A 16,471-nucleotide genomic window follows, 5' to 3' on the forward strand; every position below is an offset into this window, starting at 1 on the left:
GTCGATGCGTGTACGCACGCACTATCTATGGAGTGTTGACTATGAGCATGATCAATACGGCGCTGCATGCCGGCAAAGCCCTGTTCAGCGCGGGCAGCAGTACCGACGCGGGCATCGCGGCGATGAACAAGATGGCCGAGAATCAAATGAAGATGACGATCGCGCAGGCGGAGATGGAAGTGAAGAAGGCCGCCGTCGGCCTGATTCAAAAAGGCGCGGAGAAGATCCAGTAAGTTCGCCGCCGCTCGACGAATGTCGGACAGCCGGCGCTTCGTGCGCCGGCTGTTTTTTTGCGGCACGCCGGATTCCAGAACGGAGCAGCCATGAGCCACGAACACTACGAGAAAGTCATCGCCGAAGTGTGCGCGATCGTCGGTTTGCCGGACGTCGACCATGTGCTCGAAACGCGCTCGATCGATGTCGAGGGTTTCGACGTGCGGCTCGAACACTTCGAAGACGATCCGGATTCGATGTACGTGAACTTCCATTACGGAATCGTCAACGCGGGCCGCACGCTCGCGGTGTACCGGCTGCTGCTCGAGGCGAACCTGCTGATCTACGCGCAGGACCAGGCGCAGCTCGGCATCGACGCGGACACGGGCAGCATCGTGCTGCTGATGCGGCTGCCGCTCACGCCGGACGTGACGGGCGCGACGCTCGCCGATCTGTTCGCGCACTACGCGGAGCACGGCCGCTACTGGCGGCAGAACATCATCGAATCGGGAGACGAGATGTTCAGCGGGATCGCTTCCGGCGAGTATTTCTGGCTGCGGGTGTAGCGGCGCGCGGCGCGCGGCGGACGGCGGACGGCGCGCGGCGGACGGCGGACGGCGCGCGGCGGACGGCGGAAAGCGGGAAGCGGGAAGCGGGAAGCGGGAAGCGGGAAGCGGGAAGCGGGAAGCGGGCGACGAGCGACGCCCGAACCAATCGTAACGGAACGTCACAAACTGCTGCGCCGATCGGGCGCGGACGAGACGATAGCGGCACGCATCCACGCGCTGCGCCCCGCGACGAGCGGCGGCGAGGCGCGCGGATCGAGCCCGAACCCATCGTATTCGAACCGCTTGCCGAGAGGAGCCGCCATGTTTTCGACACTCTATTTCGCCGCCGCCGCCGCGCTCGCCAATCCGTCGTCGAACGACGCCTACGCCGCGCGCGTGCTCGACGGCCGCTTCGCCGAAGCGGCCGCGCTCGTCGCCGCGCGCTGCGACGCCGAGCCGGGCGACGCGGCCGCCGACGTGCGCGACATCCACGCGTATGCCGACATCCAGCTCGTGCTCGGCCGCTTCGAGGAAGCCGAGGAAACGTTCCGCCGCGCGCAGAAGCTGCTGCGCGAATCGCGCGACCAGACGCGCGTGATGACCTGCCGCAACGCGAGCTGGCAGGCGTTCTTCCAGAACCGTTTCGGCATCGCGCAGGCCGGCTTCCGGCGGATCGCCGACGATCGCGCGGCGAGCGTCGCGCAGAAGCTCGAAAGCCTCGTCGGCGCATGCGTCGTCATGCACCATCTCGGCCGCGCCGAGGATGCGATGGCGGCGCTCGACGTGCTGGACGAGGCCGCCCGCGGCGCCGATCCGCGCTGGCCGCAGCTCGCGCTCGCGCTGCGCACGGACTTGCTGCTGCAATACCAGATCGGTCGCGCCGATGCGCTCGGCGACCACGTCTACTGGCGCTCGGCGCTCGCCGACCTGCCGTTGTCGGCGTTCGCGGAAACGGGCGCGCCCGCGGCCGGCGCGGATGCGCCGCCGCTCTTGCGGATGCGCGTCGACTACATGCGGCAGGCGCGCGCGCTCGCGGCCGGCGACCACGCGGCGCTCGCGCGCATCGATGCGCACGTGAGCTGGTGCGCGAGGACGGGCCTCGCCGACTATCAGCGCAGCGTGCGCCTCGAAGTGGCGCTCGCGGCGCTCGCGGGCTGCGCGCCGAACGTCGCCGACACGATGATCGCGCCGTATCGCGACGCGGCCGGGCGCTGCGGCTCGCATGTGCGCTGGACGCTCGACTATCTGTATTGCGCGGCGAAGGTGCGCGAGCAGCAGGGGCGGATTCGCGAGTCGTCGTCGCTGTATGCGCGCTATGCGCTCGCGTCGGTGCGGCACGTGCGCTTGGACGGCGCGGCGCTCGCGCCCGCGCTCGCGATCGCGCGCTGCGGCACGCACGCGGGCGCGCCGAGCGACGACGTCAGCGCGCGGCTGCCGGGCAAGTACCGGCGCGCGTATCGCTACCTGATGGAGCGGCTCGACCAGCGCGACCTGTCGGTGCGCGAGATCGCCGCGCACATCGACGTGACCGAGCGCGCGTTGCAGGCGGCGTTCAAGACGTATCTCGGGCTGTCGCCGAGCGAGCTGATCCGGCGGCAGCGGATGGAGCGGATTCGCGGCGAGCTGCTGTCCGACGCGCCGCGCGCGGCGAGCGTGCTCGAGATCGCGAGCCGCTGGGGCATCCAGCATCGGTCGACGCTCGTCAACGGCTATCGGCGGATGTTCGACGAGGCGCCTTCGCAGACGGCCGACCGGTGACGTCGCGGTGCGACGCGCGGCGTATCGCGTCGCGCGTCGTCCGGCGGCCGCCGGCTGCGAGCCGGGCGGCCGCCGGGGCGGGCAGACGGTGGAACGTCGCATGTGCGGGGCGCGATGCATCGGGCGCCGACGCAACTCACGAGCCGGGAGCCGAAAGCGAGCGCCGATGAGCGCGGGACGACGAGAGCGGAAGTCGGCGAACGGCCGGCTTCGAACGACAAATCACGAACGAGGAACCGAGAACCTCGACCGTCAAACCGCGAACCGCGCACCGCGCACCGTGCACCGCGAACTGCGAACCGCGAACCGCGAACCGCGAACCGCGCGGACCCAAAGAGCGCCGAATCCGCGCCGCCCTTACTCCATCCCGCTCGCGTGCACATGCAGTGCCCACTGATACCGATTGAGCCGCAGCAGTTGCGAGATGCTCGCGGCGACGTCGTCGTCGTGCGCGCCGGAGCCGCTCGCGCGCTCGTTCACCTTGAGAAACCGGCCGACGAGCACCGTCGACGCCCGATCGCCCGACAGCAGCACGGTCTGTGCATAGCGCCGCCAGTCGTCGTCCTGCAGCGCGTACAGGCACCAGCTCTGCAGCGCCGCGCACAGCGGCGTGCCGCGCTCCTGTTCCTCGAGGGTGCGCAGGATGTGCAGCGCGCCGATCCAGTCGCGCCGGCTGATCCGCAGCCGCACGTCGCACAGGTCGACTGCGGCGTTGCGCGGCTGCAGCACGCGCAGCGCGAGCAGCAGTTCGTCGAGATCGGCGTGCGCGCCCGCGCGCAGCCCGGCCGAAAAGACCGAGAGCAGCGCGCGCAGGGCGGCCTTGTTGCACGGTTTGAGCGCCATGTCGGTGCGATGGGTCGAAAAGAGAGGGTCCGTCGACGATGATCGCCGTCGCGCGTGAGCGGGCGATCGCCGCGCGCGAAGCGGCATCGCGCGCGGCGAAGCGCTGCGCGCGGCGCGGCGGCGGCGGGCGGCCCACCGCCGGTCGTTTCGGGCGTCGCGACGTCGCTTCGCGCGTTTCGCGGCGCGCATGGGCGCGCTGCCTAAGCTTGTCGTCGAACCGCGGGCGCATGAGGGCCGCGCGCGTTCCTTTCCCTCAATCGATGCACATTCATAGCGAGACGGTCATGAGCGTTAACGGCATTACGAATCAGACTATCAATCCGCAGCACTATCATTCCTCGTCGACCTCGTCGACCTCGTCGAGCGGCCGCGATCAGAAGATCGAGGAACTGCTCCACGAAATCGAGGAACTGCTGATGCAGGACGATTCGGGCAGCGACGACACGGACATCGGCGACGATTCGTCCGGCAACCCGCCGACCGGCCACAGCGGCCCGACGAACCACGTGACGTCGCCGGCGGGCGGCAAGCCCGGCGAGGACTTGCGCGACGTGAAGCTGAACACGAAGGCGGGCGGCGAGGCGCTGCACCTGCAGATGGACTCGCAGGGCAACCTGTACAACGGCAGCGGCAATTCGGTCGGCGTCGTCGACAAGGACGGCAACGTGAAGCTGAATGCCGGCGCGACGAAGGAGCTGGAGCGTCTCGAGTCGGGCGGCAATCCGTTCGTGAACGTGAACGTCGGCAAGCGCGGCGCGGGCGGCAACATGGAGTTCACGCCGGACGAAGTGACGGTGAGCGCGGGCGATCTCAAGCAGAAGGCCGACTTCTGATCGCCCGGGCGGCGCGGCGGCACTGGACAAGCGCTTTCGAATCGGGTCACACTGCGCGCTCGCGCCGCCGCGTCGCGGCCCGTCCAATCATTCGCGGATGCCGAGCTCCGCCGGAGTCGAACTTGAGCGTGTCGCAACGGGCCGATGCCCGAATCTTCGAGGTGATGCAGTCCCGGCAGCCGTGGGGCATGCTCGCGCTCGACGGCGGCGGCGCGATCGTCGCGGCCACCGAGCGCGCGCACGCGCTCCTCGGCCGCACGCTGTCCGCCGGGCTGCCGCTTGCCGCTGTGCTCGGCGACGCGGCGCTCGCGGATGCCGCCGCGCTGTTCGACGCGCTCGAGCAAGGCTTCGAATTCGAAACCGACGAAGCGATCCTGTGGCTCGCGCTGCAGCCGGTCGAGCACGATGCGGCGATCGCGGCGACGGTCTCGGTCGCCGACGTCACGCCGCTGCGCCGCGCGCTGGACGAGCGCGTCGCGTCGCTGCGCTTTCTGGCGCACGATCTGCGTTCGCCACAGAATTCGATCCTCGCGCTGACCCAGCTGCACGACGCCGATCCCGATGCGTTCACCGCGTGCGGCGGGCTCGAGCGCATCGCGCAACTCGCACGGCACGCGCTGCTGCTCGGCCAGGATTACCTTGTCGCGTCGGCGGCGGACGATTTGCGGCAGCGCCATTTCGTGCGTTTCGACCTGCGCGCGATGCTGCGCGAACTCGTGCCGAAGCTCGAGGTGAGCGCCGTCTATCGCGGCGTCGCGTTGCAGCTGTGGCTCGACGACGCCGCGCCGCTGTGGCTGCGCGGCGCGCGCGTGTTCGTCGCCCGCGCGCTGCAGAACCTGATCGACAATGCGGTGCACGCGTCGCGGCAGGGCGCGCGCGTCGAGATCCGGCTGCACGTGCGCGATGCGCACGCGGAAGTGACGATCCGCGATTGGGCGGGCGGCCTGCCGGGCCTCGCGACGGATGGGCGGATGACCGATTTCGCGCCGCTCGCCAAGCGCGGATCGAGCGGCTCGATGGGCTTCGGCCTCGGGCTGCAGCTCGCCGCGCAGGTTGTGGCCGCGCACGCGGGCACGCTGTACGCCGAATCGAATCGCGGCGTCGGCACGACGTTCGTGATGCGCATGCCGATGCTCACGCCCGCGCCCGCGCCCGGCGCCGCGCCGCCGGCCGTACCGGAAGGCATCGCGCGCTGGCGCGCGAGCGTCGCGCCGGACGGCTGAGTACGCCCCCTTTTCCTTTTCGCTTGACGTGCTATTTTCGCGATGTCCGAACCAAACATGCTGCGCACCGTGCAGCAGCCCAAGCAGATCGTCGTCGTCGAGGACGATCCGGTGCAGCGCACGCTGCTCGTCACTTGGCTGAAGGCCGAGGGCTACCGCGTCGAGGCATTCGACGACGGGCTCGACGCGCGGCGCTTTCTCGGCGACAGCTGGGCCGATCTGCTGCTGCTCGACTGGGATCTGCCCGGGATGACGGGCGAGCGGCTGCTCGCGTGGGTGCGCGGCCGCGCGCGCTCGATCGTCCCGGTGATCTTCCAGACCGTGCATTCGGATGAAGAGGACATCGTGAAGATACTCGACGCCGGCGCGGACGATTTCCTCATCAAGCCGCTCGAAAAGCAGATGCTGCTCGCGCGCGTGCGCGCGCTGCTGCGGCGCTTCGCGGCGCTGTCCGCCGACAGCGCTCGCATGCAGCTCGGCGGCTACCAGTTGTCGCGCGCGACGCTCACCGTGTCCGACGGCGCCGCATCGCATGCGTTCAGCGCGAAGGAATTCGACATCCTCTGGCATCTGGCCGAGCATCCGGGCGCCGTCGTGCAGCGGCAGGATCTGCTGCGGCTCGTCTGGGGCGCGGATGCGTCCGCGCAGACGCGCACGGTCGACATGTACGTGAGCCGGCTGCGCAGCCGGCTGAAGGCGGCGGGCATCGGCTGGACCGTGCATGCGGCGTACGCGACCGGCTATCGCCTGAACCTGGGCGCGGACGCGGAACCGGCGGATCGCGCATCGTGACGCGGCGCGCGGCCGCGTCGGCTGCCGCCGTGGCGCTCGCGCTCGCGAGCCATGCGCCGGCGCTCCACGCGGTGCCGCTCGCATGGCCGCTCGCGCGCTTCGACTATCGCGTCGGCCCGGTGAGCGCCGTCGGCGCGTTGAGCGAGCTGAGCCGCCGCTCCGGCGTTGCAATCGACATCGACGCGCATGCGCCGTGCCGGCTCGACGTGCGCGACGCCCTTGCGCCGCAGCGCTTCGTCGACTGGGTCGCACGCACGTGCGGGCTCGCGTCGTATTACGACGGCGCGGTGTTGCAGCTCGTCGCGCCCGACGCGTTCGAGCGCGCGGCGGTGCGGCTCAATTACGCGACGCCCGCCGAGCTGCGCGCGACGCTCGCGCGGCAGCGGATCGTCGACGCGCGCTGGCGGCCCGGCTACGACGATGCGGCGCGAATCGTGCGCGTCGCCGGCCCGCCGCGCTATGTCGCGCTCGTGCTCGCCGCCGCGCGCGCGCTCGACGAGGCCGCGCAGGCGCGCGTGCGCACCGCCACGCGCGCGTTCCGGCTGCGCGCGCGCGCGGCGGCCGACCGCACGGTGAGCGGCGATGCGGGCGACGCAGCGCTGCCGGGGCTCGCGACGCGGCTGCGCCGCCGGCTCGAACAGGACGGCGCCGTGCCGCCCGCGGCGCCGGGCGTGCGCGAATTCACCGCGCCGCTGCCGATCGTCGACGCGGACGCACGCTCGAACACCGTGCTGATTCGCGACGTGCCCGCGCGGCTCGCGCGCGATGCACGGCTCGTCGCGCAACTCGACACGCTGCCCGCGTCGATACGGATCGACGCGTTCGGCGCGACGCTCTCGCCCGCGCAGCTCGACGCGCTCGGGCTGCGGTGGCCCGACGACGCGCACGCTTTGGCGGCGTCGCGCGCGGCGGGCGATGCGCGCGACGCGTCGCGCTCGTCGGCGCGAATCCGGCCGGCGGGCGCATCCCGCCTATCCGGCGCCCCGCGTGCGGCGGATTCGCGTCGCGCGTCCGCTGCGCCCGATGCATCCGCCAATTCCGGCGCATCCCGCGCATCGGGCGCATCCGGAATACCGGGCGCATTCGGCGCGCCCAACGCCGTCGGCGCGTCGGAGCCGCCCGAATCCGCGGGCGCTTTGCGCATCGCGATCGCTTCCGCGCCGGACGGCTGCACGGCGACGCGCGCGCGCATCGCCGAGCTCGCCGCGCACGGCGACGCATCGATCGACGCCGACGGCTCGACGCTGACGCTGCCCGACGGCAGCGCGGACTTCGGCCGTCTGCGGCAGGCGTTCGTCGCGTCGGGGGACGGCGGCGCGCGCTCGCTCGATGCGCGGCGCAACGGTTTCGCGATGCGGATCACGCCGCATGAGACCGCGCAGCCGGAGCGCTACGCGCTCGACATGCGGATCGTCGAGCGCTGGACCGACGGCGGCCGCACGCCCGGCGGGCCGTCGCGCGAAACCGTGTCCGGCGTGACGCTCGCGGCGGGGGAATGCGGGGCGCTCGCGCTGCCGCTTGCCGCCGGGCGCGGCGAGCAGCGGCTCGTGCTGGTGACGCTGCGCGTGATGCCGGCCGATCCGGCGCGTGTGCCGCCGCCGGCGTCGCCGAGCGCGCCGGCGCGGCGCACGCCGGCCGCGGCCGGCGCGACCGCAACGGCTCGCGCGCCCGACGCCGAGAAGCCCGCGGTGCGCTCGCATGCGGCGTCACGCGCGCATCCGCCGGCGCCGCCGCCCCTTGCACCGCCGTCCGACGGCCTCGGCTTCAGGACGCAGACCCGCCTGCTCGGCAATTGACGGGAATCCCGCCCATTATTAAACGTCGATCAAACGACGATCGCGCACGATTTAGGCGCGCGACGGCGATCGCCTTTTGAAATTAATGTGACCAGTCGATTAATGCACGAATTCGGCTTGTTTATATGATTTTTTTTCGATTTTAGATCGGCGCGTAAAAATGCCGGATCGGGTCCGCCCGGTTAGCGATCAACAATGGACTGCATCATTTCATGCAGCTCGAGCCGATTGTAAGTCGCCCGTAACGCGTCCTTCGTCGTGATCCGGTTGCGGGCCGCGAGCGCGGCGAGATCGTCGTTCAGCGAGCGCGACATGTTGTCCTCCCGGCGCCGCAGGAACTCGTTGACGAGATGCAGCTTCGTCGGGTCCGCGATCAGCTTCGCGACCTGGTTGTTGTTGTTGAACAGCAGCTCGCTCGCGAGCACGAGGCTTTCGCCGTCCGCGCTCGGCACGAGGCTCTGGCAGACGATGCCGATCAGCGATTCGGCGAGCGCGACCGCGTGCCGGTCGCGCTCGCCGGCCGGAAAGAACGACAGCAGCTTGTTGAGCGCGCTGACCGCGCTGCCCGTGTGCATCGTCGCGAGCACGAGGTGCCCGGATTCGCCCGCCTGCAGCAGCGTGTCGGCCGTCTGCGCGTCGCGCACCTCGCCCACCATCACGACGTCCGGCTTCTGCCGCAGTGCCTCGCGCAGCCCGTGCGGGAAATTCGGCGTGTCGGTCGGCACTTCGCGCTGCGAGATGATCGACTGGCGGCGCTCCAGATAGTATTCGATCGGCTCCTCGATCGTGACGATATGCGTGTTGCGCGTCGCGTTGACGTGCTCGAGCAGCGACGCGATCGTCGTCGTCTTGCCCGAGCCCGTGGGGCCGGTGACGAGGATGATGCCCTTCGTGTTGTCGAGCATCGAGCGCACGTAGGCGGGCAGGCCGAGTTCCTCGAGCGGCAGCGGCTGAAGCGGCAGCCGGCGCATCGAGATCACGATCTTGCGGCCGCCGCCCGCGCGATACACGTGGCAGCGCAGCCGGCAGCGCGTGAGAACGAACGGGCGGTCGAGCGTGCCCTGACTCAGCGCGCGCTCCCAGTGCTCGTCGATCGCGTCGAGCAGCGGGCGCATGTCGTCGAGGAGCACGGGCTCGTCGCTCGTTTCGACCCAGCCGCGTGGCGTCTTGATCGTGACGGGGCGGTCCTGTTCGATGTGGATGTCGGTGAACATCTGCTTCAGATCGATCAGGCCGAGCACTTCTCCCGCGAGATCGCGCAGCGGGGCGGCGGCATGCTGGTTCATCTTGGCGATTCGAATGAATGGAATGGGCGGCGCATTGCGCGCGGCGAGTGGGAAATTGAATGGCCTATTGAATTTTGCACGTCAACTAGCTTTTGTCAAACTGTTCGGGGTATATTTGCCGCGCAATAATCAATTCAATAATGCGACTGCGTGCGCAGACCTATTATGTAAAGCCGAGGTAATCCCGGGTTCGGAAAGTCATTTCCGGCCGCGAAGGCAGCCCGATGCGTCGGGCGCGGCATCCGGGATCGCCGGGCGGCAAAGCGCGGGGGCCAGCGGCGCACGGCAGCAGTCGAGTAACGAGGAAAATCATGATGCACGGCGCCACGGTCGCCGCGGCCGCGTTCATCGCGATCGCGCTTTTCGCAACCGAATGCGCGGCGAGCGGTCCGCCCGCCGGCACCGATCCGGCATCGGGCGGCTCATTCGCCGAGCGCTTCGATCACGCGCCGCTCACGGCATCGCGCGTCGACGTGTTTCGCGCGCCATCGCCGGCGGCGTCGGCCGGGGCCGCCCGGGCCGCGGACACGATGCCCGCGGCGGCGATGCCGGCCGACGCCGACGCGACGGCCGCGCGATCCGCGCCGCAGCCGGTTGCGGACATGCCCGTGCGGGACGTGCCCGTGCGGGACATGCCCACGTGGGACGTGCGCGCGTCCGACGGCACGATTCGCGGCGTTTTGTCGCGATGGGCGAATACGGCGGGCTGGCAGCTCGTCTGGGATGCGCCCGTCGATTTCAGCATCGATGCGCAGGCGACGCTGCGCGGCTCGTTCGAGGATGCGCTGCAGGCGCTCGTCGCGAGCCTCGGCCGCACGTCCGCGCCGATCCAGGCGATTCTCTATCGAGGCAATCACGTGTTGCGCGTTGTCGCGCAAGGAGCGGGCTGATGCGCGTATTGTTCGCTATTTCATTGCTGGCCGTCGCATGGCTTGCCGGCTGCACCGGGCTTCGCGGCGGCATCGAGCGCGACGCGCGACGCGAGTCGAACGAATCCGCGGCGCTCTTCAAGCGCGCGTCCGACGGCGACAACAGCGTGCACGCGCTTGCGCCCGTCGTCGTCGACGATGGGCTGTGGGTGTCGGCGGGCGCCGTCAAGCTGCGCAGCGGCGAGCAGTTGCCGCCGCTGTTCGACGAGCCGGCGTCGTTCGATCGCGCGGTCTCTTCGTTGTCCGAATTTGCCGAGCAGATCACGCGGTTGACCCAGGTGCCGACGCAGGTCGCCGCGAGCGCGCAGCAGGCGGCCGCGCGTTCGCAGCAAGGCGGCGGCGCGGACGGCGCGGCGCGCAGCGCGCCCGTGTTTCTCGACGCGGCGGGCGCTCGCTCGACGCCGCCGCTGCCGCCCGGCATGCCGGGCGGCGCGTCGGCCGGCGGCGGCAAGGCGGGCGGCAGCGGCGCGGGCCCGGACGGCGGCGCCGGCACGTCGTTCGCGCCGGTGCGCATCGTGTACGCGGGCGGCACGCTGCGCGGCCTGCTCGACGCGGCGTGCGCGCGCTTCGGCGTCTTCTGGAAATACGAGCAGGGGACGATCCGCTTCTTCTTCACCGATACCCGCACGTTTCAGGTCAACGCGATTCCGGGCGATTCGTCGCTGAACGCGTCGGTCGTGAGCGGCGCGACGAGCGACGGCACCTCGGGTGGCTCGCAGTCGGGCGGCTCGGGCGGTGGCATCAACGGCGCGAGCGGCGGCACGACGGGCCTCACCGCGAACAACACGGCGAACACCGCGGTGAACTCTCAACTGTCGGTGTTCAACGGCCTGCAGAGCGCGATCCAGTCAATGCTGTCGCGCTACGGCAGCTCGGTCTCGTCGCCCGCTACCGGCTCGATCTCGGTGACCGACACGCCCGACGTGCTCGAGCGCGTCGCCGCGTTCATGACGCAGCAGAACCGCTCGCTGTCGCGGCAGGTGCTGCTCAACGTGACCGTGCTCAGCGTGTCGCTGAAGGCGGGCGACGCGTACGGGATCGACTGGAGCCTCGTCTACAAGACGATGTCGGCGGGATTCAACATCACCAATCCGTTCAATCCGGTGTCGCTGACGAAGCCGGCCGATCTGTCCGCGACCGTGCTCAGCCCGACGAGCCGCTTCAACGGCACGAAGCTGCTGATTCGCGCGCTGTCGCAGCAGGGGACGGTGCGGCGCAAGACGTCGGCGTCGGTGACGACGCTCAACAACCAGCCGGTGCCCGTGCAGGTCGCGACGCAGACGGGCTACCTCGCGTCGGTGTCGACGACGAACACCGCGAACGTCGGCTCGTCGACGGCGCTCACGCCGGGCGTCGTGACGACGGGCTTCAACATGACGCTGCTGCCGCACGTGCTCGACGACGGCACCGTGATGCTGCAGTTCTCGACGAACATCTCGTCGCTGCTCCAGTTGAAGGAGGTGTCGAGCAGCACGGGAGGGCGCAGCGCGGCGCGTATCCAGACGCCCGACGTCGACATGCGCAACTTCCTGCAGCGCGTTGCGATGAAATCGGGCGAGACGCTCGTGATCAGCGGCTACGAAGGCGCGAACGATTCGCTCGACGAGCGCGGCGTGGGCACGCCGAAGATGATCGCGCTCGGCGGCGGCTACGAGGCGCAGCGTGCGCGCGAGGTGATCGTGATCCTGATCACGCCCGTCACGCAGCGCGGCGGCGCGTAACGGAGCCGGCGATGAGCGCGCAGGTGATTCAAATCGGCCGCCAGCGCTTCGTCGGCGGCCTGTTCTGGCAATCGCTGTCGAGACGCAACGAGCTGCGCGCCGAAGCGGTCGAGCTCGCGAAGAAGCTGAAGTTCGACCTGATGGTGCTGCGGATCGATCGCGGCGTCGCGGCGGCGGGCTACGCGAACACGCGCGACGGCTTCGCGCCGGGGCATCTTTCGTTGGGCGCGATGGTGTCGCGCGCGATCGCGCTCGAAGGCGCGTTCTACAACGGGCGGCGCCAGCCCGCGCCGAACTGGCTGGGCGCGTTCGCGCTGCCCGACGGGCGCTGGGCGTACTTCGCGGTGCGCGACCATGCGTTCATGCCGAACGGCGACTGGGTCGGCAGCCGCGAGGAAGCGCTCGAGCGCCTGCATACCGATTACGCGTGGGGCGGCTGGAACGTCGTGATCGGCGAGCCGGAGCTCGAGAAGCAGGGTTTCCAGAATTTCCAGCCGAAGCGGCTCGACGAACTGCTGCCGCGCCGCGGCGGCCGGCCGCGCACCGAGCGCTGGTGGGCGCTCAAGCCCGTCGAGCGGCGGCTGTCGCCGCGCGCCGCGCTGATCGCCGCGACGGTGGCGTGCGTCGCGTTCGGCGGCGCGCTCGCGTATTGGCACCATCGCGCGAAGCTCGAAGCGCAGGAGCGCGAGGCGGCGCTCGAACGGGTGCGCGCGGAGCTCGCCGCGCGGCAGGCGAGAGGCGGCCCCGTTGCGCCGCCGTGGGCGAAGCTGCCCGACGCGGTCGCGTTCGCGCGCGCGTGCGCGACCCGCTTCGGGCGGCTTTCGCCCGGCGGGTGGCGGCTCGAGCGCTACGAGTGCACGCCGGGCACGGCGCACTACGCGTGGGCGCGCAACGGCTCGAACGTGCGCTACCTGCTCGCGATGGAGCCCGCCGCGACGGTCGACACCGACGGCGAGCGCGCGACGCTCGACGTGCCGCTCACCGCGCCGACGGCGGACGACACGCCGCTCGTCGACGATTCGGTTGTCAGGACGCAACTTCTGTCGCGTCTCCAATGGCTCGACGCGGCCGCTAAACTGGACCGGCTGCTTCCCGATCAGGCCTCGCGCGCGCCGCTCGCGGATCTCGCGCAGCAGGCGGCCGCGGCGCCCGCGTGGCGCGCGTACCGGCTGAACGCGCGCCTCGGCGGCGTCGCGCCGCCGGAGTTCGTGCGCGCGATCGACGTGCCGGGGCTGCGCGTCGAGCGCATCGCCTACCAGAACAATCAGTGGACTCTCGAAGGAGTGCTCTATGCGAAATAGTCGCGTTCGATCGATGTGCGCGCTCGGCGCGGCGTTGCTCGCCGGCGCCGCGCGCGCGGCGGGGCCCGCGCCGTCCGACGACGGCGGCGCGACCGCCGCACGGCTCACGCAACTGCAAAGCGAGACCGTGCTGCTGCAGGCGCAACTGAAGAAACTCGAAACCCAGCAGCAGGTCATCGAGCGCGCCGCGCAGCTCGCGCGCGTGCTCGGCGGCGGCGCGCCGGCCGGGCAGTTCGCGGTGACGGCGATCGAAGGCGTCGGCAAGCGCGCGTTCGCGACGCTGCGGATGAACGGCGGCGCGGACTTCGAGGTGCAGCGCGGCGACGCGCTGCCGGACGGCGGACGCGTCGTCGCGATCGAGCCGCGCGCGGTCGTCGTGTCGAATCGCGGGCGCACCTACCGGTTGTCGACGGCGTCGCCGTCGTCCTCCTATGCGGGCAATCCGCCGCTGCCGGCCGACGCGGCCGCGCCGTTGCCGACGCTGCCCTCGATGCCGGCGAGCGGATCATGAGCCAGGGCGCGCAACGAACCGACACGGCGGCCGCGCGCGCGACGCCGCCCGCCGCCGACGCGGCTGCGGCCGCGCCGCCGCGCGGCCCGCGCGCCGTCAGCGAAGCGGGCGACTTCGCCGCGAGCGTCGAGGAGCGCAAGTTCGTCTGCCTGTTCGACGACGGGCGGCTGCTGATCGCCGAAGGCCACGAGATGAATCCGTTCGTGCTGTCGTATCGCGCGCGGCTCGACCGGATGGGCCGGCCGTACCGGCCGACGCCGGCCACGCTGATGCAGGTGCGCGAGGCGTACCGGCAGCACGTCGCGGGCGGCGGCGAGCGGCTCGATCACACGGTGATGCAGGTGCTCGCGAAGGAGCTGATCGGCCGCGCGTGCCGCGAGCGCGCATCCGACATCCACATTCGCGTGCGCCGTTTCAGCACCGAGGTCTACTTCCGGATTCACAACGATCTCGTGCGCGTGAACGAGCACACGCGCGAGCACGGCGAGCGGCTGCTCGCGACGCTGTACGGCGCGATGACGACCGTGTCGGACAACAGCTACCGCCCGAGCGAGCGGCAGGACGCGAGCATCGGCGATCGCGACAAGTTGCCGGACGACCTGTACGGTGTGCGGATCGCGACGACGCCGACGAGCGAAGGCAGCCTGATGGTGCTGCGGCTGCTGTACAACGACGCGGGCGACGCGACCGATCTCGCGGCGCTCGGCTTCGCGCCCGAGCACGTCGCCGCGTTTCGCGCGCTGCGCGCGCAGCCGCACGGCATGAACATCATCAGCGGCCCGACGGGCTCCGGCAAGTCGACGACATTGCAGCGCATGCTCGCCGCGCAGATCGACGAATCGCACGGCAGCCTGCATGTGATCACCGTCGAGGACCCGATCGAATATCCGATCGACGGCGCGGTGCAGACGCCGGTGGCGAACGCGCCGACCGAGGACGCGCGCGCGCTCGCGTTCGCGGCGGCGATCACGAACGCGATGCGCCTCGACCCGGACACGATCATGATCGGCGAGATCCGCGATCGCGCGTCCGGGCAGACCGCGCTGCGCGCGTCGATGACGGGCCATCAGGTATGGACGACCGTGCACGCGAACAGCGCGCTCGCGATCGCCGACCGCCTCATCGATCTCGGCCTGCACGCGCGGATGGTCACCGATCACACGGTGATCTCCGGGCTCATCAGCCAGCGTCTCGTGAAGCTGCTGTGCCCGCATTGCAAGCTGCGTCTCGTCGATCGTCCGGAGCGGATCGAGCCGGGCCTCTTCGCGCGGTTGCGGCTCGCGCTCGACACGCGGATGCAAGACGTGTGCATCGAGGGCGACGGCTGTGCGCAGTGCGCCGAGGCCGGCACGATCGGCCGCACGGTGGTTGCCGAAGTGATCCTGCCCGATGCGCGGCTCTTCGAGTTCCTGCGCGACGGCGACAAGATCGGCGCGCTCGAGTACTGGACCCGCACGCTCGGCGGGATGACGCTCGCCGAGCACGCGCTGCGCAAGGTCGCGGCGGGGCTCGTCGACCCGCGCGGCGTCGAGCGCGTCGTCGGCACGCTCGCGCCGGTGGCGGGCGAGGCGCGGCAGCAACTGTCGCTCGTCGGATTCAGCTATGGCACTTGAGCTGAATCGCCGCTGGGCGAAGCTCAGCCTGAACGCCGACGAGCGGCTGCGCGTGTACCGGAAGATCGCGAAGATGCTCGGCAACGGGCTGCCGCTCCTCAAGGTGCTCGAGGAACTCGAATGGCGCGCGTCGCGCGAGGGCCGCAAGCCGCACGAGCCGCTCGCGATCGTGCTGTCCGACTGGCGCCTCGCCGTGCAGAACGGCGGGATGCTGTCCGAGGCGATGGGCGCCTGGGTGCCGGCGACCGAGCAGATGATCGTCGCGGCGGGCGAGCAGGCGGGGCGCATCGAGAATGCGCTCGCGTCGGTGGCCGACATCGTGCAGTCGGGCCGCAAGATCCGCCGCGCGGTGACGGGCGGCGTCGCGTATCCGGCCGGGCTCGTCGTGATGGTGATCGGCTATCTGTACCTGTTCGGCACGCACGTGATCCCCAAATTCGCGCTGATCGCCGATCCGTCGCGCTGGCACGGCGCCGCGCGCTCGCTGTATCTGATGTCGCTGTTCGTGCAGGGCTGGATGCTCGTCGTCGTCGCGGTGCTCGTCGCCGCGCTCGTCGGGCTCGCGTGGTCGCTGCCGCGCTGGCGCGGGCCGCTGCGCATCTATGCGGACCGCGTGCCGCCTTATTCGATCTACCGGCTCGTCGCGGGCAGCGGCTTTCTGATCGCGTTCTCGGCGCTGCAGGCGTCGGGCGTCACGGTCGAGAAGGCGCTGCTGAAGATCGGCGCGGTCGCGGGACCCTGGCTGCGCGAGCGGATCGACGACACGCTGGTCGGCGTGAAGTCGGGCCTGAACGCCGGCGAGGCGCTGCTCAACACCGGCTACCAGTTCCCGTCGCGCGAGATCGTCGAGGATCTGTGCATCTACGCGGAGTACGGCGGCTTCGACGCGGCGCTCAAGATGCTCGCCGACGAATGGCTCGAAGAAGGCGTCGCGCGCATCGCCGCGCAGATGCGCGTGCTCAACGGCGTCGCGATCGTCGTGCTCGCGCTGCTGATCGGCTGGCTCGTGACGGGCTTCTTCGGCATCCAGCAGGAAATCGCCGCGATGACGCGCGCGATGCATTGACGTCGCGCTTTTTCAAGCCGCGCATTTTCAATTCAGGA

Annotated in this window: 15 protein-coding genes; 13 read left to right on the top strand and 2 right to left on the bottom strand. The window is 70.5% G+C overall.

Annotated elements, in window-relative coordinates; translation table 11 throughout:
- The first annotated feature begins 41 nt into the window (after window positions 1-41).
- The 3 genes from BTH_RS03960 to BTH_RS03970 all read left to right on the top strand — a co-directional run bounded on the left by BTH_RS03960 (window position 42) and on the right by BTH_RS03970 (window position 2,519).
- A complete protein-coding gene (locus BTH_RS03960) occupies window positions 42-233 on the top strand; it encodes a hypothetical protein (protein ID WP_009896005.1) in 192 nt (63 codons plus the stop codon).
- A 90-nt stretch (window positions 234-323) separates the two neighbouring features.
- Window positions 324-779 (top strand): CesT family type III secretion system chaperone, encoded by a 456-nt coding sequence (locus tag BTH_RS03965; protein ID WP_009896006.1) that lies wholly within the window; start codon window positions 324-326, stop codon window positions 777-779.
- 303 nt (window positions 780-1,082) lie between these two features.
- Window positions 1,083-2,519, top strand: coding sequence for a helix-turn-helix transcriptional regulator (locus tag BTH_RS03970; protein ID WP_009896010.1), 1,437 nt, complete (start codon window positions 1,083-1,085; stop codon window positions 2,517-2,519).
- Between the two features lie 357 nt (window positions 2,520-2,876).
- Here the strand turns inward: BTH_RS03970 and BTH_RS03975 are convergent, their stop codons facing one another.
- Entirely contained in the window at window positions 2,877-3,362 is a 486-nt protein-coding gene (locus BTH_RS03975; RefSeq protein ID WP_009896011.1) for an HrpB1 family type III secretion system apparatus protein, read from the bottom strand.
- A gap of 284 nt (window positions 3,363-3,646) precedes the next feature.
- Between BTH_RS03975 and BTH_RS03980 the strand changes: the two genes are divergently transcribed.
- The 4 genes from BTH_RS03980 (at window position 3,647) to BTH_RS03995 (ending at window position 8,006) form a co-directional block, all read left to right on the top strand.
- Complete coding sequence (locus BTH_RS03980) at window positions 3,647-4,195, top strand: hypothetical protein (RefSeq protein ID WP_011401015.1); 549 nt, start codon at window positions 3,647-3,649, stop codon at window positions 4,193-4,195.
- Between the two features lie 128 nt (window positions 4,196-4,323).
- Window positions 4,324-5,418, top strand: a complete 1,095-nt coding sequence (locus BTH_RS03985) for a sensor histidine kinase (RefSeq protein ID WP_025370169.1) — start codon at window positions 4,324-4,326, stop codon at window positions 5,416-5,418.
- Between the two features lie 42 nt (window positions 5,419-5,460).
- The gene (locus BTH_RS03990) at window positions 5,461-6,210 is read left to right on the top strand and encodes a response regulator transcription factor (protein WP_011401017.1); all 750 of its coding nucleotides are present in this window, start codon (window positions 5,461-5,463) and stop codon (window positions 6,208-6,210) included.
- Window positions 6,207-8,006 (top strand): secretin N-terminal domain-containing protein, encoded by a 1,800-nt coding sequence (locus tag BTH_RS03995; RefSeq protein WP_009896019.1) that lies wholly within the window; start codon window positions 6,207-6,209, stop codon window positions 8,004-8,006. The genes BTH_RS03990 and BTH_RS03995 overlap by 4 nt, the downstream gene beginning before the upstream one ends.
- Window positions 8,007-8,188: 182 nt before the next feature.
- Here BTH_RS03995 and BTH_RS04000 read toward each other — a convergent pair whose 3' ends face one another.
- Entirely contained in the window at window positions 8,189-9,292 is a 1,104-nt protein-coding gene (locus BTH_RS04000) for a type IV pilus twitching motility protein PilT (protein WP_009896020.1), read from the bottom strand.
- Between the two features lie 311 nt (window positions 9,293-9,603).
- On the opposite strand from BTH_RS04000, the gene BTH_RS04005 reads away from it, so the two are divergent.
- The 6 genes from BTH_RS04005 to BTH_RS04030 are packed head-to-tail and all read left to right on the top strand — an operon-like array spanning window position 9,604 to window position 16,433.
- Complete coding sequence (locus tag BTH_RS04005; RefSeq protein ID WP_009896021.1) at window positions 9,604-10,182, top strand: toxin co-regulated pilus biosynthesis Q family protein; 579 nt, start codon at window positions 9,604-9,606, stop codon at window positions 10,180-10,182.
- The gene (locus BTH_RS04010) at window positions 10,182-11,942 is read left to right on the top strand and encodes a PilN family type IVB pilus formation outer membrane protein (protein ID WP_009896022.1); all 1,761 of its coding nucleotides are present in this window, start codon (window positions 10,182-10,184) and stop codon (window positions 11,940-11,942) included. Before BTH_RS04005 ends, BTH_RS04010 begins: the two co-directional genes overlap by 1 nt.
- 11 nt (window positions 11,943-11,953) lie before the next feature.
- The gene (pilO2, locus tag BTH_RS04015) at window positions 11,954-13,243 is read left to right on the top strand and encodes a type 4b pilus protein PilO2 (RefSeq protein WP_009896023.1); all 1,290 of its coding nucleotides are present in this window, start codon (window positions 11,954-11,956) and stop codon (window positions 13,241-13,243) included.
- A 13-nt stretch (window positions 13,244-13,256) separates the two neighbouring features.
- Window positions 13,257-13,754, top strand: coding sequence for a type IV pilus biogenesis protein PilP (pilP, locus tag BTH_RS04020; protein ID WP_009896026.1), 498 nt, complete (start codon window positions 13,257-13,259; stop codon window positions 13,752-13,754).
- A complete protein-coding gene (locus tag BTH_RS04025; protein ID WP_009896028.1) occupies window positions 13,751-15,367 on the top strand; it encodes a GspE/PulE family protein in 1,617 nt (538 codons plus the stop codon). The genes pilP and BTH_RS04025 overlap by 4 nt, the downstream gene beginning before the upstream one ends.
- The gene (locus tag BTH_RS04030; protein WP_009896030.1) at window positions 15,357-16,433 is read left to right on the top strand and encodes a type II secretion system F family protein; all 1,077 of its coding nucleotides are present in this window, start codon (window positions 15,357-15,359) and stop codon (window positions 16,431-16,433) included. The genes BTH_RS04025 and BTH_RS04030 overlap by 11 nt, the downstream gene beginning before the upstream one ends.
- Window positions 16,434-16,471 lie beyond the last annotated feature (38 nt).

The sequence above is a fragment of the Burkholderia thailandensis E264 genome, assembly GCF_000012365.1.
Taxonomy (GTDB): domain Bacteria; phylum Pseudomonadota; class Gammaproteobacteria; order Burkholderiales; family Burkholderiaceae; genus Burkholderia; species Burkholderia thailandensis.

Excerpts from the sequence above, each read along its gene's own strand:
- BTH_RS03975 (WP_009896011.1), bottom strand. The coding sequence starts at position 3,362 with ATGGCGCTCAAACCGTGCAACAAGGCCGCCCTGCGCGCGCTGCTCTCG.
- BTH_RS03980 (WP_011401015.1), top strand. The coding sequence starts at position 3,647 with ATGAGCGTTAACGGCATTACGAATCAGACTATCAATCCGCAGCACTAT.
- BTH_RS03965 (WP_009896006.1), top strand. The coding sequence starts at position 324 with ATGAGCCACGAACACTACGAGAAAGTCATCGCCGAAGTGTGCGCGATC.
- BTH_RS03970 (WP_009896010.1), top strand. The coding sequence starts at position 1,083 with ATGTTTTCGACACTCTATTTCGCCGCCGCCGCCGCGCTCGCCAATCCG.
- BTH_RS04025 (WP_009896028.1), top strand. The coding sequence starts at position 13,751 with ATGAGCCAGGGCGCGCAACGAACCGACACGGCGGCCGCGCGCGCGACG.
- pilO2 (WP_009896023.1), top strand. The coding sequence starts at position 11,954 with ATGAGCGCGCAGGTGATTCAAATCGGCCGCCAGCGCTTCGTCGGCGGC.
- pilP (WP_009896026.1), top strand. The coding sequence starts at position 13,257 with ATGTGCGCGCTCGGCGCGGCGTTGCTCGCCGGCGCCGCGCGCGCGGCG.
- BTH_RS03990 (WP_011401017.1), top strand. The coding sequence starts at position 5,461 with ATGTCCGAACCAAACATGCTGCGCACCGTGCAGCAGCCCAAGCAGATC.
- BTH_RS04000 (WP_009896020.1), bottom strand. The coding sequence starts at position 9,292 with ATGAACCAGCATGCCGCCGCCCCGCTGCGCGATCTCGCGGGAGAAGTG.
- BTH_RS03960 (WP_009896005.1), top strand. The coding sequence starts at position 42 with ATGAGCATGATCAATACGGCGCTGCATGCCGGCAAAGCCCTGTTCAGC.
- BTH_RS04030 (WP_009896030.1), top strand. The coding sequence starts at position 15,357 with ATGGCACTTGAGCTGAATCGCCGCTGGGCGAAGCTCAGCCTGAACGCC.
- BTH_RS04005 (WP_009896021.1), top strand. The coding sequence starts at position 9,604 with ATGATGCACGGCGCCACGGTCGCCGCGGCCGCGTTCATCGCGATCGCG.
- BTH_RS04010 (WP_009896022.1), top strand. The coding sequence starts at position 10,182 with ATGCGCGTATTGTTCGCTATTTCATTGCTGGCCGTCGCATGGCTTGCC.